Genomic DNA, 23,188 nt, shown 5'->3' with positions numbered 1-23,188 from the left:
GATGAAAAAGGCGCTGCCGTGGCGGCGGTGGCGTCTCGTCCCCCCTGCCGGCCATAAAACTCCGCGCCCGTTTTTCGGCGCACCCTGCACCCTGTGCGGCCGGAAAGACTATCTATTTCGAAAGCCAGCTTTCGAAATAGTGCCGCACAGCCGCCCCCGCGCCGAAATGATCGGTCGTATCCAGCCTCGCAACCGCGCCGCGCACGACATCCGCCATAACGGATGCGGGCACGATGCCGGATTTGACCAAGCTTTGAAACAGTTCCTCCACCAGGATGATCGTCCCGATCGCTTCGTCCTCAGCCTTGAAAATCGCCATCGCTGGTCTCCCGTTTGCGTTGTTGGCAATGAAGTGGCTACGCGCTGAAAATCTGGGCCAGGCTATCGTGTTATGGTCGTGTTGTGGAGAAGGCGCGGATTTCGTCAGGCGGAACAGAGCGCGAAAGTCCAGATAACTCGTCGGCGATTGCCGGTCAGAACCGAAACTGTGAGTCGAATTTGTATTGCGAGCCAACGCCTCGCAAACAACGAAGCGCTCCAACTAGCTATGGAGCAGAAAATGGCGGACAGAGAGGGATTCGAACCCTCGGTACGCTTTCACGTACACACGCGTTCCAGGCGTGCGCCTTCAACCACTCGGCCACCTGTCCATCTGCGTTTCGCACCCGGAGAGGAGCAAATCGTCGGAACGGCGCGATATATACCGATGAATTTTTGCCGATCAACCCAAATCTAACAGTTTTTTGACTTCTTCCGATAAAACTGCGCTCATGCCGTCCATTGCGCCGTCTCTGCTGCCAGCCTATCTCTGGGTTCGTGCGGAAATGGCGCGGCTCGCCGGACAATCAGGGCACACCCGTCGTCGGAGGATTTGATGCGTTTCTTGTTGCGTCTTGCCAGCCTGTTTGCGCTGGCAGTTGCGGTCATTGCCGGGACCATCGATTCGATCCAGTCCGTCGCATCCTCGCAGGTCATCATGACCCCGATGTTCGATGCGTGGGAGGAAGTCAGCCCCTCCACGCTGTCGGCCCTGCAATCGTCCGTTTCCTATTACGTCCATCCGCGGTTTTACGCTTTCGTCTTCCAGTGGCTGATGCTGCAGCCGGCCTTTGCCGTGCTGCTGGTCCTGTCGCTCATCCTGTGGATGATCGGCTACAGGAAGCCGCCGGTGGCCGGCCGGTTCACCGCCTGACAACCCGTGCGGCGCAGGCATGGCTGCAACGGGCGGTTACGGAAAGAACGGGGCGATTGTGCCGCTGCGCTTGCGCCATTGCTTAGAAAATTCGCATTTTAGAAGGTAGTTTGCCTGGAAATCGGTACTCAAGGACCGAAATTCGGCAATGATGGCAAATCTTTACCAACCGAAAAATTTCTCGTGAATTTTTCGTTGAGCCATGCAAGGATGCACGCAGCCAGGCCTCCGGGGGGAGGTCGGTGGTTCCGCAGACATGCCTTCAAAAGGCTTGCGGGAGGACCCCAAACAAATAGCAACAACAGGGCTGCAAACTCATGAAAAAATCCCTTCTTACCCTCTTGGCCGTGGCAGCGATGTCGACGACGGCGCTGGCCGCCGACATCAAGCCGGCTCTCGTTTACGGCACCGGCGGGAAGTTCGATAAGTCCTTCAACGAAGCCGCCTATAACGGCGCTGAAAAGTTCAAGGCCGAAACCGGCATCGCCTACCGTGACTTCGAGCCGACCGGCGACACCCAGGGCGAGCAGGCGATCCGCAACTTCGCAAGCCGCGGCTTCAACCCGGTCGTTGCCGTGTCCTTCGCCTGGACCTCGGCCGTCGAGAAGGTTGCCGCCGAATTCCCCGACACCAAGTTCATCATCGTCGATGCCGTCGTCGACAAGCCGAACGTCCGCTCCGTCCTCTACAAGGAAGAGGAAGGCTCCTATCTCGTCGGCGTTCTTGCCGGCATGGCGTCCAAGACCGGCAAGGTCGGTTTCGTCGGCGGCATGGACATTCCGCTGATCCGCAAGTTCGAATGCGGCTACGAGCAGGGCGCGCGTTCCGTAAAGTCTGATATCGAAGTCTTCCAGAACATGACCGGCACGACGGGTGCGGCCTGGAACGACCCGGTTCGCGGTGGCGAACTGACGAAGAACCAGATCGACCAGGGTGCCGACGTCGTTTACGCGGCCGCCGGCGCCACCGGTCTCGGCGTCCTGCAGACGGCGGCCGACAACAAGAAACTGTCGATCGGCGTCGATTCCAACCAGAACCACCTGCATCCGGGCTCCGTCCTGACCTCGATGGTCAAGCGCGTCGATCTCGCCGTCTACAACGCCTATAACGACACCAAGAACGACAAGTTCACGGCTGGCGTCCAGGCGCTCGGCATCAAGGAAGATGGCGTTGCCGCCGCCATGGACGAGAACAACAAGTCGCTGATCACGCCGGAAATGCAGGCCGCCGTCGACAAGGCCAAGGCCGACATCATTGCCGGCACCGTCAAGGTTCACGATTACACCACGGACAACGCCTGCCCGAAGTGAGTCGAAACTGAGATCGGGCGTATGGCGGACAAGGGTTTTCGCCATACGCCCTTTTCTTATCTGGAGCCCGCTGTGACAGATCAGCCCGCTATCGAACTTGTCGGCATCGACAAGAAATTCGGCGCCGTCCACGCCAACAAGGACATCAACCTCACCGTCGCCAAGGGCTCGATCCACGGCATTATCGGGGAAAATGGTGCCGGCAAATCGACCCTGATGTCCATCATCTACGGTTTCTATCAGGCCGACAGCGGCGAGATCCGCGTCAACGGCCAGCCCATCACCATCCGGGACAGCCAGGCGGCCATCGCAGCCGGCATCGGCATGGTGCACCAGCATTTCATGCTGGTCGACAATTTCACCGTGCTTGAGAACGTCATGCTCGGCGCCGAAGGCGGCGCGCTGCTCGCCAGGGGAGTGGCCTCCGCGCGCGCCGAACTCAAGCGGCTGGAGACCGAATACGGCCTGGAGGTCAATCCGGACGCGCTGATCGAAGAGCTTCCGGTCGGCCTGCAGCAGCGCGTGGAAATCCTCAAGGCCATGTATCGCGGCGCCGAGATCCTGATCCTCGACGAGCCGACAGGCGTACTGACGCCGGCCGAGGCCGATCACCTGTTCCGTATCCTCGGCGTGCTGCGCGACGAGGGCAAGACCGTCGTCCTCATCACCCACAAGCTGCGCGAAATCATGGCGATCACCGATACGGTCTCCGTCATGCGCCGCGGCGAAATGGTCGCCACCCGTAAGACGGCCGAAACGACGGTGGAGGAGCTGGCCGAGCTCATGGTCGGCCGCCGCGTGCTCTTGCGCGTCCAGAAGGGCGAGGCCAAGCCCGCCGATGTCGTGCTCTCCGTCCGCAACCTGACGGTCAAGGACAACCGCGGCGTCACCATGGTCGACAACGTCTCCTTCGACGTGCGCGCCGGCGAGATCGTCGGCATTGCCGGGGTTGCCGGCAACGGCCAGTCGGAGCTGCTGGAGGCGATCGCCGGCATCCGCAAGCCAGCCTCGGGCGAAATCCTGCTCGACGGCCAGCCGATCGACAAGGCCGATCCGGCGCGTCTGCGCGAACTCGGGCTTGCCCATATTCCCGAGGACCGCCACCATATGGGCCTCGTCCTGAAATTCGAGGAATATGAAAATGCCGTGCTCGGCTATCACCGCCGGCCGGAATACAGCCGCGGCCCGCTGCTCGATCTCGATGCCATCCGCAAGGATGCGATGGAGAAGATCGAGAAATACGATATCCGCCCGCCGAACCCGCGCCTGAAAACGGCGAATTTTTCCGGCGGCAACCAGCAGAAGATCGTCGTCGCCCGCGAGATCGAGCGTGATCCGAAAATGCTGATCATCGGCCAGCCGACCCGCGGCGTCGATATCGGCGCCATCGAATTCATCCATCGCCGGATCATCGAGATGCGCGATGCGGGCAAGGCCATCCTGCTCGTCTCCGTCGAACTCGACGAAATCCGCGCCCTGTCAGACCGTATCCTTGTCATGTTCGCCGGCCATGTCGTCGGCGAGAAGACGCCCGATGCCGGTGAACAGACCCTCGGCCTGATGATGGCCGGCATTGCCGCGTGAGGCCTCGATGAGCACTGCTTCCGTAACATTACCGCGATGGATCAATTACGGTCTGGTCCCGCTTCTGAACCTGATCGTCGCCTTCCTGATCTCCGGCTTCGTCGTCTGGCTGATCGGCGAAAGCCCGCTCGCCGCCCTTTCGCTGCTCTTTGAGGGCGTCTTCGGCAGCGGCGAAGGCATCGGCTTCACGCTGTTTTATGCCACAAGCTTCATCTTCACCGGCCTCTCGGTCGCTGTCGCCATCCATGCCGGCCTCTTCAATATCGGCTCTGAGGGACAGGCCTATTTTGGCGGCCTCGGCTGTGCGTTGGTGGCGCTGTCGCTCGACAATTACGTGCCCTGGTACGTGACCATGCCGGTCGCCATCGTCGGTGCAGCCCTTTTCGGCGCAGCCGCGGCCTTCATTCCGGCATGGCTCCAGGCAAAGCGCGGCAGCCATATTGTCATTACGACGATCATGTTCAACTACATCATTGCCACGCTGATGAACTACATGCTGGTGCATGTGCTGAAAGTGCCCGGCAAGATGGCGCCGGAAACCCGCACCTTCCTTGAGGGCGGCCAGTTACCGAAGCTGACATGGCTGATGGAAATGTTCGGTTCGAAGCTCGGTGCGGCGCCGCTCAACGTCTCCTTCATCATCGCGCTGTTCGCCGCCTGGTTCGTGTGGCTTTTGGTCTGGCGCACCAAGCTCGGCTTCGAGATGCGCACACTCGGCGTCAGCCCGACCGCCGCATCCTACGCCGGCATTCCCTATGCCCGTATCGTCATTATTGCCATGATGCTGTCGGGAGCTCTGGCCGGCATGATGGCGCTGAACCCGGTCATGGGCTCGTCGGCTCGCCTGCAGCTGGACTTCGTCGGCGGCGCAGGTTTCGTTGGCATCGCTGTCTCGCTGATGGGGCGAAACCATCCACTCGGCATTATCTTTGCAGCACTTCTCTTCGGGGTGCTCTATCAGGGCGGCGACTGGATCTCCTTCGAAATGCCCAGCATCACCCGCGAGATGATCCTCGTCATCCAAGGTCTGGTGATCCTGTTTGCCGGTGCGCTCGAATATATGTTCCGCCCGGCAATGGTGCTCATCTACCAGCAGTTCAAGCGAGCCTGAGGGACGGACGATGGATTATTATGAAATCTTCATCAGCGTTCTGAGCTCCACCATCCGGCTCTCGATCCCGCTGATCTTTACCGCCCTTGCCGGCCTGTTTTCCGAGCGCGCTGGCATCTTCGATATCGGTCTCGAAGGCAAGATGCTGGGCTCGGCCTTTGCGGCGGCCTGTGTCGCCTATCTCACCGGCTCTCCCTGGGCCGGCCTCGGCGCCGGTGTGGCCTGCTCCGTGGCGCTCAGCGTCGTCCACGGCTTTGCCTCGATCACCAATCGCGGTAACCAGATCATTTCGGGCGTCGCCATCAACTTCTTCATCGCCGGTATCACCATCGTGCTCGGAGGGGCCTGGTTCCAGCAGGGCGGCCGCACGCCGCAACTTTCGCCGGAAGCCCGCTTCCAGCCGATCACGCTTCCTGGTGCCGAGGCCATGCGAGACGTGCCTGTTATCGGCCCGCTCTATGCGGGCGTGATCTCCGGCAACAATATCTTGACCTATCTCGCCTTCCTCGCCGTGCCCTTCTCCTGGTGGGTGCTCTACCGCACCCGCTTCGGCCTTCGCCTGCGCGCCGTTGGTGAAAATCCGGGTGCGGTGGATACGGCCGGCATTTCGGTGAGCTGGCTGCGCTACCGCGCCGTCATGTGCGCCGGCATCCTCTGCGGCTTCTCCGGCACCTATCTGGCGATCGCCCAGTCGGCCGCCTTCATCAAGGACATGTCGGCCGGCAAGGGTTATATCGCGCTCGCCGCCCTCGTCTTCGCCAAGTGGAAGCCGGTGCCGGTCATGTTCGCCTGCCTGCTCTTCGGCTTTCTCGATGCGCTGGCGAATTTCATGCAGGGCAAACAGGTGCCGCTGATCGGCGAGGTGCCGGTTCAGGTTTTCCAGGCGCTGCCCTATATCCTCACCTGTGTGCTGCTCGCCGGCTTCATCGGCGTCGCGATCCCGCCGAAGGCCGGCGGCGTGCCCTATACGAAGGAGCGTTGATATGTCTCACGACCTGTTCGAAGCCGCCCGCGGCGCCATGGCCTTCGCGCACGCGCCCTATTCGAAGTTTCCGGTGGGCGCTGCGATCCGCGCCGAGGACGGCAAGGTCTATACCGGCGCCAATATCGAAAACCTCTCCTTCCCGCAGGGCTGGTGCGCCGAGCCGACGGCGATCAGCGCGATGATCATGGGCGGCGCCAGGAAGATCGTCGAAATGGCCGTCATTGCCGAAAAACTGCCGCTCTGCCCGCCCTGCGGCGGCTGCCGGCAGAAGATCTCGGAATTCGCCTCCAGGGACACGAAGATCTATCTCTGCGACGAGGCCGGCGTGAAGAAGACCATGACCATGGAAGAGCTTTTGCCCTTCTCGTTTGAGACCGAACTCGGATGAGCGCGACCGTCGATCTGCTGGCTGCCTTGCTCGGCGGGATGAAGCCCCGCTACGGCATCGTGCTCGGCTCGGGTCTCGGCTCACTGGTCGATCAGGTCACGGATGCCGTCTGCATCCCCTACAAGGACCTGCCGGGCTTTCCGGTCAGCGCCGTCTCCGGTCATGCCGGAAACGTCGTCGCCGGCCATCTCGGTTCGGTTCCGGTCATCATGCTCTCGGGCCGTGTCCACTATTACGAAAAGGGCGATGCCAACGCCATGCGCGTGCCGATCGAGGTTCTGCAGGCCCTCGGCGTCGAGGCCCTGATCCTCACCAATTCGGCGGGATCGCTGAAGGAGGAGATGGCGCCCGGCTCGGTCATGCAGATTACCGATCATATCAACTATTCCGGCATGAACCCGCTGATCGGACACGAGAGCGACAACCGTTTCGTCGGCATGACCAATGCCTATGACGCCGAGCTTTCGGCGGCGATGCGCAATGCCGCCAAGACGCTTGATATCCCGCTTTCGAGCGGCGTCTACATGTGGTTCTCCGGCCCGAGCTTCGAGACGCCGGCCGAAATCCGCATGGCCCGCATTCTCGGCGCCGATGCCGTCGGCATGTCGACCGTGCCGGAAGTCATCATTGCAAGAATGCTGGGGCTGAGGGTTGCGGCGGCCTCCGTAATCACCAACTATGGGGCCGGCATGACCGGAAACGAGCTCAGCCATGAGGAAACCAAGGACATGGCGCCCGTCGGTGGCGCCCGTCTGGCCGCCATACTCAAGGAAATGATTGCCGGAAACTGATTGCCGGCGGAGGACGCGAACATGAACAGCCATTCCAGCCGGGAAACGGCCGCCGTCGCCCTTTCCCTTCTCGACCTGACCAACCTGAAGGACGATTGCACCAAGGAGCAGATCGATACGCTCTGCGCCCGCGCCCAGACGCCCTATGGCAACAGTGCTGCAATCTGCATCTGGCCGCGTTTCGTCGCCCATGCCCGCACGGTGCTCGGCAAGGGCCATCCGGTCCGCATCGCAACCGTCGTCAATTTCCCCTCCGGCGACATGGAAATCGCCGATGTCGCTGCCGAAACGCGCGAGGCGATTGCCGACGGCGCCGACGAGATCGATCTCGTCATACCCTACCGCAAGCTGATGGCCGGCAACGAGAAGGCCGTCACCGACATGGTCGCGGCCGTGCGCGCCGAATGCGTGGCGCCCGTTCTCCTGAAGGTCATCATCGAGACCGGCGAGTTGAAGGACGCGGCCCTCATCCGCCGCGCCTCGGAACTGGCGATCGAGGCCGGCGCCGATTTCATCAAGACCTCCACCGGCAAGGTCGCCGTCAACGCCACGCTGGAAGCGGCCGACATCATGATCCGCGCCATCAGGGAGAGCGGCCGCAAGGTGGGTTTCAAGCCCGCCGGCGGTATCTCGACGGTCGCGGATGCTGCTCTCTATCTCAGCCTCGCCGAAACCATCATGGCGCCGGACTGGGCCATGCCCTCCACCTTCCGTTTCGGCGCCTCCGGCCTGCTCGACAATATCCTGGCCGTGCTTTCCGGCACGGAGCCGAAGCCGGCAGCGGTTTCGAGCTATTGAGATGATCCCGCAGGAGATCATCCGCCAGAAACGCAACGGCGCCGAACTGCCGTCAGGCGATATCGATGCCTTCGTCGCGGCGCTGGCTGCCGGCAACCTGTCGGAAGGCCAGATCGGCGCCTTCGCCATGGCCGTCTGGTTCAAGGGCATGTCGCGCACCGAAACGGTGGCGCTGACGCTCGCCATGGCGCGCTCCGGCGACATGCTCTCCTGGCAGGGCATCGACCGCCCGGTCGCCGACAAGCACTCCACCGGCGGCGTGGGCGACAACGTGTCGCTGATGCTTGCCCCGATCGCCGCCGCCTGCGGCCTGGCCGTGCCGATGATCTCCGGCCGGGGCCTCGGCCATACCGGCGGCACGCTGGACAAGCTCGAATCCATTCCGGGCTATACGATCAATCCGGATGCCGCCCTCTTCCGCAAGGTGGTGAAGGAGGCCGGCTGCGCCATCATCGGCCCGACCGGCGCATTGGCGCCAGCCGATGGCAGGCTCTATGCCGTGCGCGACGTGACGGCGACCGTCGATTCCATCCCGCTGATTACGGCCTCGATCCTGTCGAAGAAGCTTGCCGCCGGCCTTGAGACGCTGGTGCTCGACGTCAAGACCGGCAACGGCGCCTTCATGGCCGATCCTGAGCAGGCAATCGTGCTGGCGCATTCGCTGGTGGAGGTCGCAAACGGCGCGGGCGTGAAGACATCGGCGCTGATCACCGACATGAACCAGCCGCTGGCCGACAGCGCCGGTAATGCGGTGGAGGTGCGCAACTGCCTCGATTTTCTCGCCGGCCGAAAGAGCGGCACCCGCCTTGAAACCGTAGTCCTGGCCTTTGCCGCCGAAATGCTGGTACGGTCGGGCCTTGCCGCTTCGCTGATCGAGGCCGAAGGCAGGGCGCAGGCCGCGCTGTCTTCCGGCCGCGCCGCGGACGTCTTCGCCCGCATGGTGCATATGCTCGGCGGCCCGGCCGATCTTCTGGAGCGGCCCGATGCCTATCTGCGCAGGGCGCCGGTCGAGCGGGCGGTTCCGGCCTCGCGCGGTGGCTGGCTCGCGGCCTGCGACGCCCGCGATGTCGGCGTCAGCGTGATCGACCTTGGCGGCGGGCGGCGCCATCCGGCCGACAGGATCGACCACAGCGTCGGTTTCACCGGTCTGCTGCCGCTCGGAACGCGGGTGAATGCGGGCGATCCGGTCGCGCTCGTTCACGCTGCCGACGAGGCTTCGGCCGAAAGGGCTGTCGCGGCCCTTGCCGCAAACTATCGCATTGCCGACGAGAAGCCGGCGCTTCCCCCCGTTATCGCCGGCCGGATCTGACGGAATTACTGTTTCAGGCTGAGCGCGCCGTCGGCGACGGAATAGGAGGCGAGCTTCTGCAGGAAGCTCATGCCGACCAGCGTGCCGCTCAGCGCCTCGTCCTTCAGCACGAAGGCTTCGACGCTGCGCACGCGAATGCCGCCGATTTCCACGCGGTCGAGCGTCACATGCGCCGCCTTGGTCTGTCCGTTCGCCGTATTGACCGCATAGCGGAAATCGAGCTGGTTGCCGGAAAAACCGAGCCTGCGGGCAAGGCTTTCGTTGAGCGCCACATAGGTCGCGCCGGTATCGATCAGCCCCTGCACCGGCTTGCCGTTGATTTTGAAACTGCCGGTATAGTGGCCCTGCGCGTCGGCCTGCAGCCGCATCGTTCCGCCGCTGGAAATCGCCCCGGACGTGTCGGGCGCGCTGTCTTCGGCCGAAACGAAATTGGCCGAGATCGCATTGCCGGGCTGCTGCGTCGTGCGGGTGAGCAGGGAAGGCACTTGGGTCGCCAGCGCAGCCGCGATGCTGGCAAATATGACGGTGCGCATGAGCATGAAACAGAAATCCTTCCTGTATAAACCCCGCTTCATGCGAGGCCTCATGCTTCAAGCAGCTAAGCCATAAGTGCTGAAAAGTTGCTAACGGCGGCATGAAAAAGGCCCGGAACGAAGCACCGGGCCTGTCGAGTCTTTCGAACTGGTAAAGAGAACCGTAATTATTTGGTGCCGTACATGCGGTCGCCGGCATCGCCGAGACCGGGCACGATATAGCCCTTCTCGTTCAGATGGCTGTCGATCGCCGCCGTGAACACCGGAACGTCGGGGTGGGCGGCGCGGAAGTTCCTGATGCCTTCGGGCGCCGCCAGCAGGCAGAGGAAGCGGATATTGTGGGCGCCGCGTTCCTTCAGCTTGTCGATTGCGGCAATCGAGGAATTGCCGGTCGCCAGCATCGGATCGACGACGATGATCAGGCGCTCGGCCACATCCTCGGGTGCCTTGAAGTAATATTCGACCGGCTGCAGCGTCTCGTGGTCGCGGTAGACGCCGATATGCGAAACGCGGGCGGAAGGCACGAGGTCGAGCATTCCCTCCAAGAGACCGTTGCCGGCGCGCAGGATGGAGGCGAAGACCAGCTTCTTGCCTTCCAGGATCGGCGCTTCCATCTGCTGAATCGGCGTCTCGATCGTCTCGATCGTCAGCTCCAGATCGCGCGTCACCTCATAGCAGAGCAGGGTCGAGATTTCGCGCAGCAGCCGGCGGAAGCTGCCGGTCGAGGTTTCCTTGCGCCGCATGATGGTGAGTTTGTGCTGCACGAGCGGATGATCGATGACTGTGACGCCGTCCATGGGGAAACCTTCCAATTCTTTGTTCTTATCGGCTGTTTCTTTCACGGAAACCGCCTCCACTTCAAGAGCGGAGGCGTATTTGCCTCGAGCATTAACAATCTCGCGCCCCTCAAAGACGGGCAAACAGGGCCTTGCGGGTCTCCTCGTCGACGAAGGCCGCTTCGATCCCCGTGCGCGTCATCGCATCGATCTCGGCGTCGCTGAAGCCGAAGGCTTCCGAAGCAAGCTCGTATTCGCGCTTGAGCGATGTGTGAAAGAAGGGCGGGTCGTCGGAGCTGATCGTCACCTTCACGCCTGCATCCCGCAGCCTGCGCAGCGGATGCGCGGCGAAATCCGGAAACACTTTCAGCGCGATGTTCGAGCCGGGGCAGACCTCCAGCACCGTGCCGAGATCGGCAAGCCGCCTGACGAGTTCGCTATCCTCGATCGCCCGCACGCCATGGCCGATGCGCGCGGGCCTGACGTCGTCGAGCGCATCCGAAACGGAAAAGGCGCCGCAGACTTCGCCGGCATGGATGGTGAGGCCGAGCCCTGCGTCGCGGGCAATGTCGAAGGCGCGGGCGTAATCGGCAACGCGGCCCATGCGCTCCTCGCCGGCAAGGTTGAAACCTGTTATCAGCGGATTATCGGCCTTGGCGGCATATTCCGCGGCGCCGATCACGCTTTCCGGGCCGAAATGCCGTTCCCCGGTCACGATCAGCCGCGCCTCGATGCCGCTCTTTGCCTTGGCCCGGCGCATGCCTTCGCAGACCCCTTCGATATAGGCGTCCGCGCCAAGGCCGATGCGCTTGCCGTGGTCGGGCGAAACGATCAGCTCGCTGTAGATCGTGCCGATGCCGGCAAGCTCTTCCAGATAGGTTTCGGTCAGGAGCGCATAGTCTTCCTCGGTCTTGTAGACCTCCGAAACCTTGTCGTAGCATTCGAGGAAGCTTGCGAAATCGTGCCAGACATAGGCGCCGTCCTGCAGGTACGCGCTGATGTCGATGCCGTATTTGCGCGCCTGGGCTGCGGTCAGGCCGGGCGGGGCCGCGCCCTCCAGATGGCAATGCAGCTCGACCTTCTTCAGATGCGATGTCACAGAAAACTCCTTCCATGCGGGCCGGACGGAATGCCGAGATGCCGCGCGATGCTCTCGCCGATATCGGCATAGGTCCGGCGCACGCCGACCGAGCGCGAGCGGATACCGGGACCGTAGGCGATGATCGGCACGCGCTCGCGCGTATGGTCGGTGCCGCGCCAGGTCGGGTCGCAGCCGTGATCGGCGGTCAGCACCACGAGGTCGCCGGGCCGCAGCTTGCGGTGGACTTCGGTGAGGCGCGCGTCGAAGGCTTCGAGGGCGGCCGCATAACCGGCCACGTCGCGACGGTGGCCGTAGACCATGTCGAAATCGACGAAATTGGTGAAGACGAGGTCGCCGTCCTCCGCCTCGTCGATGGCCGCCAGCGAGGCATCCATCAGCGCGTCGTTGCCGTTGGCCTTGATGACCCTGGAGACGCCCTGGTGGGCGAAGATATCGCCGATCTTGCCGACCGCATGCACGTTGCGCCCGTGCTGGACGAGCCGGTCGAGCAGGGTCGGTTCCGGCGGCGGCACCGAGAAATCGCGGCGGTTGCCGGTTCTCTGGAAGGTTGCCACGCTCTGGCCGATGAAGGGGCGGGCGATGACGCGGCCGATATTGTAGGGATCGAGCAGGCTGCGGGCGATCTGGCAGAAATTGAGCAGCCGGTCGAGGCCGAAATAGACTTCGTGGGCCGCCACCTGGAACACGGAATCCGAGGAGGTGTAGCAGATCGGCTTGCCGGTGCGCATATGCTCTTCGCCGTAACGGGCGATGATCTCGGTTCCCGAGGCATGGCAGTTGCCGAGAATGCCGGGCACGCCAGCCGCCTTGCACAGCGCCTCGATCAGCTCGGGCGCAAAAGCGTCGCCCTCGCTCGGAAAATAGCCCCAGTCGAAGGTGACGGGCGTTCCGGCGATTTCCCAATGGCCCGAAGGCGTGTCCTTGCCGCGCGAGGTTTCGTTGGCGGCGCCGTAGAGGCCGTAGATCTTGTCCGGCAGCGGCATGCCGGCGGGAAACTGGCCGGAGGCCGCCCGCGCAATATGCAGGAGCCCGAGTGCGGACATGTTCGGCAGCGTCAGCGGGCCGGACCGCAGGCCGGCCCGGTCGGCCGCACCCGCCGCGCAGAATTCGGCGATATGGCCGAGCGTGTCGGCGCCCTCGTCGCCATAGGCTGCCGCATCCGGCGCGCCGCCGACGCCGAAGGAATCCAGAACGAAGAGAAAGGCACGTGCCATTTTTCACCCGCAATATCTGCTGTCGCCGGCCTGCAGCCGAACGACCTGACTGACGCCCCAGCCATATAATGACGGGAACCGCTTGGCAAATTTGAGGTGAGGGCGTGAGGCGGTCGCCCGGATCGGAGGGATCGCGACGCGCTTCAGCAGTCGCTGCAGGAAATGCTGTTGTTCTGCCGCTGGCGGTAGAAATAGCTGCGGCTGATCGTGATGGTATTCAGCCCTTGCGGCATGAAATTGGGCGCAAAGACGAAGAGCGTATAGGGTATGCTGAGTTCGCTGCGGATGAGGAAGCTGTCGGCCTTCTTCATTTCCGTCGGCACGTCGGCAACCGTGCTGTTTTTGGCGTAGGGCGCCCCGCCGCTCGAGGCCCAGGACCAGAGAACGGTCGGGTTGGCGTTGCCGTCGATCTGGATTGCCGTGATCTTCACCAGCATGTCCGGGCTGCTGTAGGGCGAGTAGATCGGCGGCGCGGCCTTGGCGATATCGGTAAGAGAACTCTTTGTGACGCTTTCCTGCTGGGTGACGATATCGGCGATCGCGCCGGCGGCACGCGTCGTGCGCTTGCTGACGTTGAGCCCGATCGTGATCTCGAACGCGCCGAGATAGAGCATGACCAGAACCGGGAAGATGATCGCAAACTCGATGGCGCCCACGCCTTCCCGGTCGCGGCCAAAGCGCCGCGCCGTCGAAGCCAGCCGTATGAGAAGTCCGCGGCGCGCCATCAGGGATACTGCTCGTTCTGGAAGGCTGCGGTCGAGACGATCAGATATTCGCTCGGCATGGAACTGCCGACCGGGCGAAGGCCGGTTATGTAGGGGCGCACGAGATCGACGATGATGGACCAGCGATAGTAGGCGCGCAGCATGTTGATCGAGCCCGGCCCGCCGGGCGTGAATTTGAAGGCTGAAACGTTCAGGTCGGAATATTTGTCCGCAGACATTCTCGGGATCGCCGTTGGCATGGCGGCAAAGGTCGGGAAGCTCTGCACATCCAGATAGAGCTTGCTGGGGGTCGCCGCTTCCGTTTCCGAGCAGCGGATGATGATTGAGATCTCGTCGCAGAAGGCCTGCCGGAACTGGGTCTGCGTCTTGTAGCTCGCGCGCGTGGGGTCGGCGAAGGTGATCTGCCCCGTGCGCATCTGGCGGCTCATCGTATCGACGGCGTTCGAGACGAGCTGCTCGGCCGTAAAGGCGATGAAGGTTTCCAGGATCGCGAAGACGATGACGAAATAGGGAATTGCCAGCAGCGCGAATTCGATCGCCGCCGAACCGTCGCGTGAGCGGGCCATGGCGCGAATACTGGATAAACGGAGGGGCGCACGCACCTTGCCCGTCTCCTGCTCGCTGATCGCCATGGTCTGGCCCCGAAAATGTTCTTCGGGCCACACTAAGGCGCTTTCGTTGATTTTCCGTTTCAGGTCGGTGCAGCTATTTTAACGAATCTGCGCCGATGTCGCCGATATCGGCTAGTCCGCGGACGTGGCGTTGCCTTGCTGCGAATGCTGCTCGCAATTGGGCGTGCAGGAAAGAACCGAGCGCTCCGTCTGGCGATAGACGCGCACCGTATTGCCCTCGTCGATGGAGACAAGGATGCGGTCGTCCAGGATGGCGTTGCCGTCGCCGTCGAGCAGCACGATATTGGTCGTGCCGAAACTGCGGCCCGTCAGCACGATCGTCTTGGAATCGGCGACCGTCGCATCGGCCACCTTGGCATTGCCGACGATGACCTTGCTGACCGGCCGGTCGAGCTTCAAAACGCGCGCGTGGTCCATATAGACGCGCAGCATGTCTTCCTGGGCTGAGGCTGTGCTTGCCGTAAGAGCCGCAATCACCCAGGCAAAGAAAACGGTCTTGCCGTTCGATGGCATTTTGGCCCTCTTTCACGATCGCAATGCAGATTGCCGATAGAATGGAAAAAAATGGTGAACGAAGCTTTAAGCCCTCCATCGCATGTCCGCGCGTGAAACACATTGGATCGTTCCGGCACGCACTGCCAGGGCGTAAGACCGGAAGGTGGCGGAAATTCGTGCCGTTTCTGGATGGCTGGAAGCTATTGCTACAGGTTTCCTGGCGAAATTCGTTAGAAGTCTAAGCAACGCGGTAAGGAATTACTTACCCTGGCCGGGCAGGTTGTCTCGTTCACACCTCGTTAACGCATTTCTTTAAGCCGATGGAAACGGCCATTCGCTAGCTTTCGGCCATCCGATCAACGGCAAACAGTTGGCGGACGTGCTGAACATCAACTGGAGTTAGGAGAGACCATGACCAAGCTTTTTAGCCGTTTTCTGAAGGACGAATCCGGCGCGACCGCAATCGAATACGGCCTGATCGCCGCCCTCATTTCCGTAGCCCTCGTTGCCGGCGCCTCGACGCTCGGCGGCAAGATCGGCGACACGTTCAACAACCTCGGCGAACAGATGCAGTCCGCTGCTGACAAGGCTAAATTGCCGGAGGAGTAAAAGCGCCGCTCGCGGCATCCGCATGGTCTCGGCCGGAATCGTTCCGGCCGTCAGACGAGCAGGCTCGCAGCTTAACGGCCGTGAGCCTTTTTCGTATTCATAAACGGGTGTGACATGATCGCAGCTGCAGTCTTTCTGATACTGCCCCTCTGCCTCGCCATGGCGGCGTTTTCGGATCTGTTCACCATGACGATCCCGAACCGTGTCTCGTTGATCCTCATCGCTTCTTTCTTCGTCCTCGCCCCGTTCCTGGGCCTTGGCTGGGATGTTGTCGGCATGCATCTTGCCGGCGCGGCCGTCGTCTTCTGCGTCTGCTTTGCGCTTTTCGCCGTCAACGTAATGGGTGGTGGTGACGCCAAGCTCCTGAGCGCGACCGCACTCTGGTTCGGCTTCAATCCCTCTCTTGTCTTTCTGATGGCCTATGTCGGGATGATCGGCGGCCTCTTGACCCTGCTCATTCTTTTGGTGAGATCGCAATCCAGCACCATTCTCGCCATCGGCCTGCCGGTGCCGAACTCTGTCCTCATGGCAAAGAAAATACCTTACGGGATTGCCATCGCGATCGGCGGTTTCCTGGCCTTCCCGTCCTCGCCGCTCTTCGTCGCCGCACTGGAAGGCCTGAAATAACGGCGTTTTAATCGGCCGTTAACTTAAAATCTAAGTCTTCCATTAACCATAATTATACCAATTCCTGAGCATTCTGCGGGGCGAACGCGTCGTGCCCCGAGGAATGATCGATGAAACCGGCCCGCCTTATTGTCTTAGCTGTCGCCGTGGTGGCAGCCGGCCTTGCCGGTCTTCTTGCCATGAACATGGCCGGTCGCGGCGGCGTCGTGACGAAGGTCCAGTCCGTCGTCGAGAAGGAACCGACCGTCAACGTATTGGTCTCCAGCGCCAATCTGCCCGTCGGCGCAAGGCTGGACGAGAAGGCCGTCCACTGGATGGCCTGGCCGCAGAATGGCGTCGTCCAGGGCTTCATCACCGAAGCCGAGCGGCCGGACGCCATCAAGGACCTCCAGGGTGCCGTTGTGCGCCTGCCGGTTTTCGAAGGCGAGCCGATCCGTCCGGAAAAGGTCGCCGATTCCAACAGCCGCATCCTGTCCTCGCTGCTGCCTGCCGGCAAGCGCGCGGTTGCGACCGAAATCTCGGTGGCGACAGGCGCCGGCGGCTTCATCCTTCCCAACGACCGCGTCGATGTCATCATGGTGCGCAAGGGGCAGGGCACGGAGAAATACATAACCGAAACCGTGCTGAGCAACGTCCGCGTTCTCGCCATCGACCAGCAGATCGAAGAAAAGGAAGACGGCTCCAAGGCGGCCGTCGGCACGACGGCAACGCTGGAGCTGACCCCCGACCAGACCAAGGTTCTGGCCGTCGCCCAGCAGATGGCCGATCGCCTTTCGCTCGCGCTGCGCTCCGTTGCCGATGCGCAGGAACAGGATACCGGCGCGCCGGACTATCTCCTGAGCGGCGATAACGGCAGCGCAATCGTCCAGGTCATCAAATCCGGCACCATCGTCACGGATGCCACCGGCTCGACGAAGCCGGAGTAAGGGAAATGCGGATGGGCAACTCAAGACAACGCACCAGGCTTTTCCTGACCGGCTGCCTTTCTCTGGCAATGGCTGCGGCGGGCGTCACGCCGGTATCCTTTGGCGTGCAGCAGGCGGATGCCGGCTCGGAAAGCCTCATCCGCATTTCGCAAAGCGGCCCCGGCGCGCATCGCCGCCTGAAGCTCGGCCTCAACAAGGCTGTCGTCGTCGACCTGCCGGAAGACGCGCACGACATTCTCGTTTCCGATCCGAGCATGGCCGACGCCGTGACCCGCACGTCCCGGCGCATCTACCTGTTCGGCAAGAAGGTCGGGCAGACCAATATTTTCGTGTTCGGCGCCAGCGGCGAGGAGGTCGTCAGCCTCGATATCGAGATTGAACGCGATGTGTCCGGCCTTGAGGCCAACCTGCGCCGCTTCATCCCGGACTCCGCCATCAAGGTCGAGATCGTCTCGGACAATATCGTGCTGACGGGAACCGTGCGCACGCCGCAGGACGCAACCCAGGCTGCATCGCTCGCCGAGGCCTTCCTGAAGGGCGGCGAGGCCACCACGCGCACGGAAACCGCCTCCGGCACCGGCGGCGACAGCGCCGTTGCGCTCTTTGCCGAAAGCCGCCAGGTCTCCCAGGTCGTCAACCTCCTGCAGATCCAGGGCGAAGACCAGGTCACGCTCAAGGTGACGATCGCCGAGGTTCGCCGTGAAGTCCTCAAACAGCTCGGCTTCGACAATCTCGTCACCAATTCCTCGGGCATGACGGTCGCCCAGCTCGGCAGCCCGTCCGCCGACAGTGCCACGTCCGTCGTCGGTGGCGGCCTTGCCGCGCTCTTCAAGAACTCGATCGGCAGATACGATATTTCCACCTATCTGAACGCGCTGGAACAGGGCAAGGTCGTGCGCACGCTGGCCGAACCGACGCTGACGGCGATCTCCGGCCAGGCCGCGACCTTCAATTCCGGCGGCCAGGTTCTCTATTCGACGACGGACAACAACGGCAACGTCACCGTCGTTCCCTATAATTACGGTATCAATCTTGCCTTCAAGCCGGTGGTGCTGTCTTCCGGCCGCATCAGCCTGCAGATCAAGACCAACGTTTCCGAGCCGGCGCCCTCGGTCTCCGGTGCAGCCCCCACCTATCAGCGCCGCTCGGCCGAAACCTCGGTCGAGCTTCCCTCCGGCGGTTCGATCGCCCTTGCCGGCCTCATCCGCGACAACGTCTCCCAGACCATGGGCGGCACGCCCGGCGTTTCGAAGATCCCGCTTCTCGGCACGCTGTTCCGCCAGAAGGGTTTTGAGCGTCAGGAAACCGAACTCGTCATCATCGCGACGCCCTATCTGGTGCGTCCGGTGGCGCGCAATCAGCTCAATCGGCCGGACGACAATTTCAGCCCCACGGATGATGCGTCCGCCTTCTTCATGAACCGCGTCAACAAGGTCTACGGCAGCCGTCAGGCGCCGGTCGCCGATGCGCAGTTCCACGGTTCCATCGGATTTATCTACAAATGAGCGGGGCGCGGTCTGAACCGATGAAAACGAACAGAGATCAGGCGATGGCCCATTCGGATCTTCGATATCTGCGCAGCGCAAAGCCTTTGTTTCTGGTCGCTTCCCTGGCCGCTGCCGTCCTTTCCGGCTGTGCTGGCCCGCGCGACCAGCTGACGACCGGCGGCATTCCCGACGATTACCGGGAGCGCCATCCGATCGTCGTGACGGAAGCCGAGCAGACGGTGGACCTTCCCGTCGCCTCCAGCGATCGCCGGCTGACGATCGCCCAGCGCGAGCTGATCCGTGGTTTTGCCCAGAATTACATGTCGCGCGCCTCCGGCCCGGTCTACATCCTGTCGCCTGAAGGCTCTGCGAATGCGGGAGCGGCCCGCGCCCTGCGCAGCCAGGTGCGCGCCGAACTTGCCTCGCGCGGCATTGCCAGCAGCAAGATCGTCAACACGACCTATGCGGCGACCGGCCTTCTCGACGCCGCCCCGATCCGCCTGAGCTTCACCGGCACGACGGCGGTAACGACCCAGTGCGGCCAATGGCCGAAGGACATCACCGCCGACTTCGCCAACCAGAACTATTACAATTTCGGCTGCGCCTCGCAGAACAACCTCGCTGCCCAGGTCGCCAATCCCGAAGATTTCGTCGCGCCGCGCGGCATGACGCCGATCGACGCCGAGCGCCGCAACGAGGCGATCCAGGAATACCGGACGACGACGTCCACGATCGAGGACATGGATACCGGCTCCACCGGTTTCTGATCAGGCGGAATGAAACGATGAGCACCGTCGACTACGAGATCAAGAACACCAGCGAACTGCGCCACGCCGAGGAAGCGATCCGCATGGGCGAGCTGGAACATATGCGCCCCCTGCCGCGCATCTCCGTTCACGCCTTCTGCGAAAGCGAGGGGCTGCAGCGGGTGATGGAGCGCTGCGCCAACGACCGGCGCATGTCCAAGGTCAGCCTGCGCATCACCAGCGGCGGCACCGCGGCGGCGGCCAACATGTTTGCCAGCGCCCCGACGCCGAACCTCATCATCCTTGAAACCAGGGCCAACCCGGCCGGCCTGCTTGCCGAACTGGCGCCGCTCGCCGCCGTCTGCGATCCCTCGACCAAGGTCATCATCGTCGGCTACTACAACGATATCGGTCTCTACCGCGATCTGATCCGCAACGGCATTTCCGAATATATGGTCCAGCCTGTCGCCATGCCCGATATCATGGGCGCGATGGCGACGATCTTCGTCGATCCGGAAGCCGAGCCGCTCGGCCGCTCGATTGCCTTTATCGGCGCCAAGGGCGGCGTCGGCGCATCGACCGTCGCGCATAATTGCGCCTTCGGCATTTCCAACCTGTTTTCGACCGAAACCATCCTTGCCGATCTCGACCTGCCCTATGGCACGGCCAATATCGATTTCGACCAGGACCCGGCTCAGGGCATCGCCGAGGCCGTCTTTGCGCCGGAGCGGCTCGACGAGGTTTTCCTCGATCGCCTGCTGACCAAGTGTTCGGAGCACCTCTCGCTGCTGGCCGCCCCCTCGCTTCTCGACCGCGCCTATGATTTCGAGAGCCAGGCCTTCCAGCCCGTCATGGACGTGCTGCAGCGCAGCGCGCCCGTCACAGTTCTCGACGTTCCCCATGCCTGGTCGGACTGGACCCGTTCGGTCCTGTCGAGTGCCGACGAAGTGGTCATCTGCGCGGTTCCCGACCTCGCCAACCTGCGCAACACCAAGAACATGCTGGATGCCTTGCGCAAGATGCGCCCGAACGACAAGCCGCCGCATCTCGTTCTCAACCAGGTCGGCATGCCGAAACGGCCGGAAATCTCGGTTTCCGATTTCTGCGAGCCGCTGGAAGCCGAGCCGATCGCCGTCATTCCCTTCGACATCGGCCTCTTCGGCAATGCTGCCAACAGCGGCCGGATGATTTCCGAGGTCGATCCGAAATCGCCGACGGCGGAGACCTTTTCGCAGATCGCCCACATCGTCACGGGCCGCGTGGCAATCCGGAAATCCAGGAAGGGCGGCCTTCTCGGCCTTCTGAAGCGCAAGTGAACGGGTAGAATTGGATCGCATCGATGTTCGGAAAACGCGGAAGTGAAGGTTTCGGAAAGGCCGGTGCCGGCGGTATCGCCGCTCCGCCGCCGCCGATGCCGGCAGCCAGCCCCGCCGCCCCGTCCGGTCCCGCGGTGCTTGTGGAGCCGTCGCGCGAGCCCGCCCGCCCGCAGGTGGCGCCGCCGCCGATCCAGACGCCGCAGCGCCGGCGCCCCGCACGCACCGACGAATATTACGATACCAAGGCGCAGGTCTTTTCGGCGCTGATCGACACGATCGACCTCTCGCAGCTGTCCAAGCTGGACGGCGAAAGCGCGCGCGAGGAAATCCGCGATATCGTCAACGATATCATCACCATCAAGAATTTCGCCATGTCGATCTCCGAGCAGGAGGAACTGCTCGAGGATATCTGCAACGACGTTCTGGGCTACGGCCCGCTCGAGCCGCTGCTGGCGCGCGACGACATTGCCGATATCATGGTCAACGGCGCCGGCCAGACCTTCATCGAAGTCGGCGGCAAGACCATCGAATCCGAAATCCGTTTCCGCGACAATTCGCAGCTCCTGTCGATCTGCCAGCGCATCGTCAGCCAGGTCGGCCGCCGCGTCGATGAATCGAGCCCGATCTGCGACGCGCGCCTGCCGGACGGCTCGCGCGTCAACGTCATTGCGCCGCCGCTCGCCATCGACGGCCCGGCCCTTACCATCCGCAAATTCAAGAAGGACAAGCTGACGCTTGACCAGCTCGTCCGCTTCGGCGCCATCACGCCCGAAGGCGCAACCGTGCTGCAGATCATCGGCCGGGTGCGCTGCAACGTCATCATCTCCGGTGGTACGGGTTCGGGCAAGACCACGCTGCTCAACTGCCTGACGAACTATATCGACCGCGACGAGCGCGTCATCACCTGCGAGGATACGGCCGAACTGCAGCTCCAGCAGCCGCATGTCGTGCGCCTGGAAACCCGCCCGCCGAACATCGAAGGCGAGGGCGAGATCACCATGCGCGACCTCGTCAAGAACTGCCTGCGCATGCGCCCCGAACGCATCATCGTCGGCGAAGTGCGCGGACCCGAAGTGTTCGACCTGCTGCAGGCCATGAACACCGGCCACGACGGCTCCATGGGCACGATCCACGCCAACAACCCGCGCGAATGCCTGAGCCGCATGGAATCGATGATCGCCATGGGCGGTTTCAGCCTGCCGGCCAAGACGGTGCGCGAAATCATCTCCTCCTCGGTCGATGTCATCATCCAGGCGCAGCGCCTGCGCGACGGTTCGCGCCGCATCACCCAGATCACCGAAGTCATCGGCATGGAAGGCGACGTCATCATCACCCAGGACCTGATGCGCTACGAAATCGAGGGCGAGGACGCCGGCGGCCGCCTGATCGGCCGCCACATGTCCACCGGCGTCGGCAAGCCGCATTTCTGGGACCGCGCCCGCTATTACAACGAAGAAAAGCGTCTCGCCGCCGCGCTCGACGAGCTGGAAGCGAAATCGAAGGATTGAGATGTTCGGCATCGATCCGACAGTGCTGGCAATCGTCGTTCTCGCAGCCGTCGCTGCGGGGGCGGTCTGTTATGCCCTATTGTTCTCGCGCATCGAGAACGACAAGAAATCGGCAAGCCGCATCAACCGGGTCAAGGCGGCCGAAGTCGACCGCTCCAAGGTCAAGGCCGCCCGCGACCGTGTGCAGGAACTGTCGAAGCGCCGGAAATCGGTGCAGGACAGCCTGAAGGACCTCGAAAAGCGGCAGCACGAGAAGACCAGGAAAACGCTGTCCTTGAAATCCCGTCTGGTGCAGGCGGGATTGCCGATCACGCCGGCCCGCTTCTATCTTTTCAGCGCGCTCTTCGCCCTGGTGCTGCTGATCGTGCTTTTCGTTGCCGGCGCGTCGACAGCGGTCATGCTCGGCGTTCCCCTGGTCGGCGGGCTCGGTCTGCCGCGCTGGGTGATCGGCTTCCTCATCTCGCGCCGCCAGAACAAGTTCCTCGACGAATTTCCGAACGCGCTCGACGTCATCGTCCGCTCCATCCGTTCCGGCCTGCCGCTGAACGACGCGATCCGCCTGATCGCGACCGAGGGTGTCGAGCCCGTCAAAAGCGAATTCCGCCGTATCATCGAGGCGCAGCAGGTGGGCCTCGGCATACCCGAAGCCTGTGCCCGCATGACCAACCAGATGCCGTTGCAGGAAGTCAACTTCTTCGCGATCGTCATCGCCATCCAGTCGCAGGCCGGCGGCAACCTGTCGGAAGCGATCGGCAACCTTTCCAAGGTGCTGCGCGACCGCAAGAAGATGAAGGCCAAGGTCAAGGCGCTGTCGATGGAGGCCAAGGCGTCCGCCGTCATCATCGGCTCCCTTCCGTTCATCGTTGCCCTGCTCGTCTATCTGACGTCGCCGCAATACATGATGATCCTGTTCACCGATCCGCGCGGCCACTTCATCATGGGCTTTTCGGCGGTCTGGATGTCGATCGGCATCTTCGTGATGCGCAACATGATCAATTTCGATATCTAGCGGGGGCAGGGCAGC

Annotated in this window: 25 protein-coding genes and 1 tRNA gene; 17 read left to right on the top strand and 9 right to left on the bottom strand. The window is 62.6% G+C overall.

Annotated features, from left to right (window positions below):
- Positions 1-112: 112 nt before the first annotated feature.
- Both ACU8HS_RS08285 and ACU8HS_RS08280 read right to left on the bottom strand, forming a co-directional pair.
- On the bottom strand, positions 113-319 hold the full coding sequence (locus ACU8HS_RS08285; RefSeq protein WP_113412617.1) for a hypothetical protein: 207 nt from the start codon (positions 317-319) through the stop codon (positions 113-115).
- A 241-nt stretch (positions 320-560) separates the two neighbouring features.
- Positions 561-650 (bottom strand) — tRNA-Ser (locus tag ACU8HS_RS08280).
- A gap of 224 nt (positions 651-874) precedes the next feature.
- Between ACU8HS_RS08280 and ACU8HS_RS08275 the strand changes: the two genes are divergently transcribed.
- From ACU8HS_RS08275 to deoA, 9 genes are all read left to right on the top strand, one after another.
- Positions 875-1,192 (top strand): hypothetical protein, encoded by a 318-nt coding sequence (locus ACU8HS_RS08275; protein WP_112705687.1) that lies wholly within the window; start codon positions 875-877, stop codon positions 1,190-1,192.
- A 317-nt stretch (positions 1,193-1,509) separates the two neighbouring features.
- On the top strand, positions 1,510-2,502 hold the full coding sequence (locus ACU8HS_RS08270) for a BMP family lipoprotein (protein WP_112565032.1): 993 nt from the start codon (positions 1,510-1,512) through the stop codon (positions 2,500-2,502).
- Positions 2,503-2,574: 72 nt separating this feature from the next.
- Complete coding sequence (locus tag ACU8HS_RS08265; protein ID WP_447015736.1) at positions 2,575-4,086, top strand: ABC transporter ATP-binding protein; 1,512 nt, start codon at positions 2,575-2,577, stop codon at positions 4,084-4,086.
- A 7-nt stretch (positions 4,087-4,093) separates the two neighbouring features.
- Positions 4,094-5,197: an ABC transporter permease gene (locus tag ACU8HS_RS08260; protein ID WP_447015735.1), complete on the top strand. Its 1,104-nt coding sequence runs from the start codon at positions 4,094-4,096 to the stop codon at positions 5,195-5,197.
- A gap of 10 nt (positions 5,198-5,207) precedes the next feature.
- Complete coding sequence (locus ACU8HS_RS08255) at positions 5,208-6,179, top strand: ABC transporter permease (protein WP_447015734.1); 972 nt, start codon at positions 5,208-5,210, stop codon at positions 6,177-6,179.
- Between the two features lies 1 nt (position 6,180).
- The gene (locus ACU8HS_RS08250) at positions 6,181-6,570 is read left to right on the top strand and encodes a cytidine deaminase (protein ID WP_112565037.1); all 390 of its coding nucleotides are present in this window, start codon (positions 6,181-6,183) and stop codon (positions 6,568-6,570) included.
- On the top strand, positions 6,567-7,361 hold the full coding sequence (locus tag ACU8HS_RS08245; RefSeq protein WP_447015733.1) for a purine-nucleoside phosphorylase: 795 nt from the start codon (positions 6,567-6,569) through the stop codon (positions 7,359-7,361). Before ACU8HS_RS08250 ends, ACU8HS_RS08245 begins: the two co-directional genes overlap by 4 nt.
- 21 nt (positions 7,362-7,382) lie before the next feature.
- Positions 7,383-8,159, top strand: coding sequence for a deoxyribose-phosphate aldolase (gene deoC / locus ACU8HS_RS08240; RefSeq protein WP_112754245.1), 777 nt, complete (start codon positions 7,383-7,385; stop codon positions 8,157-8,159).
- Position 8,160: 1 nt separating this feature from the next.
- Positions 8,161-9,468, top strand: a complete 1,308-nt coding sequence (gene deoA / locus ACU8HS_RS08235; protein WP_447015732.1) for a thymidine phosphorylase — start codon at positions 8,161-8,163, stop codon at positions 9,466-9,468.
- Between the two features lie 5 nt (positions 9,469-9,473).
- Here deoA and ACU8HS_RS08230 read toward each other — a convergent pair whose 3' ends face one another.
- The 7 genes from ACU8HS_RS08230 to ACU8HS_RS08200 form a co-directional block, all read right to left on the bottom strand.
- Positions 9,474-10,043, bottom strand: coding sequence for a TIGR02281 family clan AA aspartic protease (locus ACU8HS_RS08230; protein WP_447015731.1), 570 nt, complete (start codon positions 10,041-10,043; stop codon positions 9,474-9,476).
- A 125-nt stretch (positions 10,044-10,168) separates the two neighbouring features.
- Entirely contained in the window at positions 10,169-10,798 is a 630-nt protein-coding gene (upp, locus tag ACU8HS_RS08225) for a uracil phosphoribosyltransferase (RefSeq protein WP_112565653.1), read from the bottom strand.
- A gap of 109 nt (positions 10,799-10,907) precedes the next feature.
- Positions 10,908-11,876, bottom strand: coding sequence for an adenosine deaminase (locus ACU8HS_RS08220; protein ID WP_112565045.1), 969 nt, complete (start codon positions 11,874-11,876; stop codon positions 10,908-10,910).
- Positions 11,873-13,093, bottom strand: a complete 1,221-nt coding sequence (locus ACU8HS_RS08215) for a phosphopentomutase (RefSeq protein WP_447015730.1) — start codon at positions 13,091-13,093, stop codon at positions 11,873-11,875. Before ACU8HS_RS08215 ends, ACU8HS_RS08220 begins: the two co-directional genes overlap by 4 nt.
- Before the next feature lie 143 nt (positions 13,094-13,236).
- Positions 13,237-13,818, bottom strand: coding sequence for a TadE/TadG family type IV pilus assembly protein (locus tag ACU8HS_RS08210; RefSeq protein WP_112565049.1), 582 nt, complete (start codon positions 13,816-13,818; stop codon positions 13,237-13,239).
- Complete coding sequence (locus tag ACU8HS_RS08205; protein WP_112705692.1) at positions 13,818-14,450, bottom strand: TadE/TadG family type IV pilus assembly protein; 633 nt, start codon at positions 14,448-14,450, stop codon at positions 13,818-13,820. Before ACU8HS_RS08205 ends, ACU8HS_RS08210 begins: the two co-directional genes overlap by 1 nt.
- Before the next feature lie 111 nt (positions 14,451-14,561).
- Positions 14,562-14,963 (bottom strand): pilus assembly protein N-terminal domain-containing protein, encoded by a 402-nt coding sequence (locus ACU8HS_RS08200; RefSeq protein WP_112705693.1) that lies wholly within the window; start codon positions 14,961-14,963, stop codon positions 14,562-14,564.
- A gap of 393 nt (positions 14,964-15,356) precedes the next feature.
- On the opposite strand from ACU8HS_RS08200, the gene ACU8HS_RS08195 reads away from it, so the two are divergent.
- The 8 genes from ACU8HS_RS08195 to ACU8HS_RS08160 all read left to right on the top strand — a co-directional run bounded on the left by ACU8HS_RS08195 (position 15,357) and on the right by ACU8HS_RS08160 (position 23,173).
- A complete protein-coding gene (locus tag ACU8HS_RS08195) occupies positions 15,357-15,554 on the top strand; it encodes a Flp family type IVb pilin (protein ID WP_447015729.1) in 198 nt (65 codons plus the stop codon).
- Positions 15,555-15,668: 114 nt separating this feature from the next.
- Complete coding sequence (locus tag ACU8HS_RS08190) at positions 15,669-16,181, top strand: A24 family peptidase (protein ID WP_447015728.1); 513 nt, start codon at positions 15,669-15,671, stop codon at positions 16,179-16,181.
- A gap of 110 nt (positions 16,182-16,291) precedes the next feature.
- Positions 16,292-17,107, top strand: a complete 816-nt coding sequence (gene cpaB, locus ACU8HS_RS08185; RefSeq protein WP_112705694.1) for a Flp pilus assembly protein CpaB — start codon at positions 16,292-16,294, stop codon at positions 17,105-17,107.
- A 5-nt stretch (positions 17,108-17,112) separates the two neighbouring features.
- Positions 17,113-18,612, top strand: a complete 1,500-nt coding sequence (locus ACU8HS_RS08180; protein WP_447015727.1) for a type II and III secretion system protein family protein — start codon at positions 17,113-17,115, stop codon at positions 18,610-18,612.
- Positions 18,609-19,361, top strand: coding sequence for a CpaD family pilus assembly protein (locus ACU8HS_RS08175; RefSeq protein ID WP_113412609.1), 753 nt, complete (start codon positions 18,609-18,611; stop codon positions 19,359-19,361). The genes ACU8HS_RS08180 and ACU8HS_RS08175 overlap by 4 nt, the downstream gene beginning before the upstream one ends.
- A gap of 17 nt (positions 19,362-19,378) precedes the next feature.
- On the top strand, positions 19,379-20,656 hold the full coding sequence (locus tag ACU8HS_RS08170; protein ID WP_112755160.1) for an AAA family ATPase: 1,278 nt from the start codon (positions 19,379-19,381) through the stop codon (positions 20,654-20,656).
- Between the two features lie 23 nt (positions 20,657-20,679).
- Positions 20,680-22,164 carry a CpaF family protein gene (locus ACU8HS_RS08165; RefSeq protein WP_112565064.1) on the top strand — a complete coding sequence of 495 codons (1,485 nt, stop codon included), beginning with the start codon at positions 20,680-20,682 and terminating at the stop codon, positions 22,162-22,164.
- A 1-nt stretch (position 22,165) separates the two neighbouring features.
- Positions 22,166-23,173, top strand: coding sequence for a type II secretion system F family protein (locus ACU8HS_RS08160; protein ID WP_112565066.1), 1,008 nt, complete (start codon positions 22,166-22,168; stop codon positions 23,171-23,173).
- Positions 23,174-23,188 lie beyond the last annotated feature (15 nt).

The sequence above is a fragment of the Rhizobium sp. KDH_Rht_773_N genome (assembly GCF_052946295.1).
Note: the sequence above shows the minus strand (reverse complement) of the source record. Positions and strands in the feature narration are given on the sequence as shown.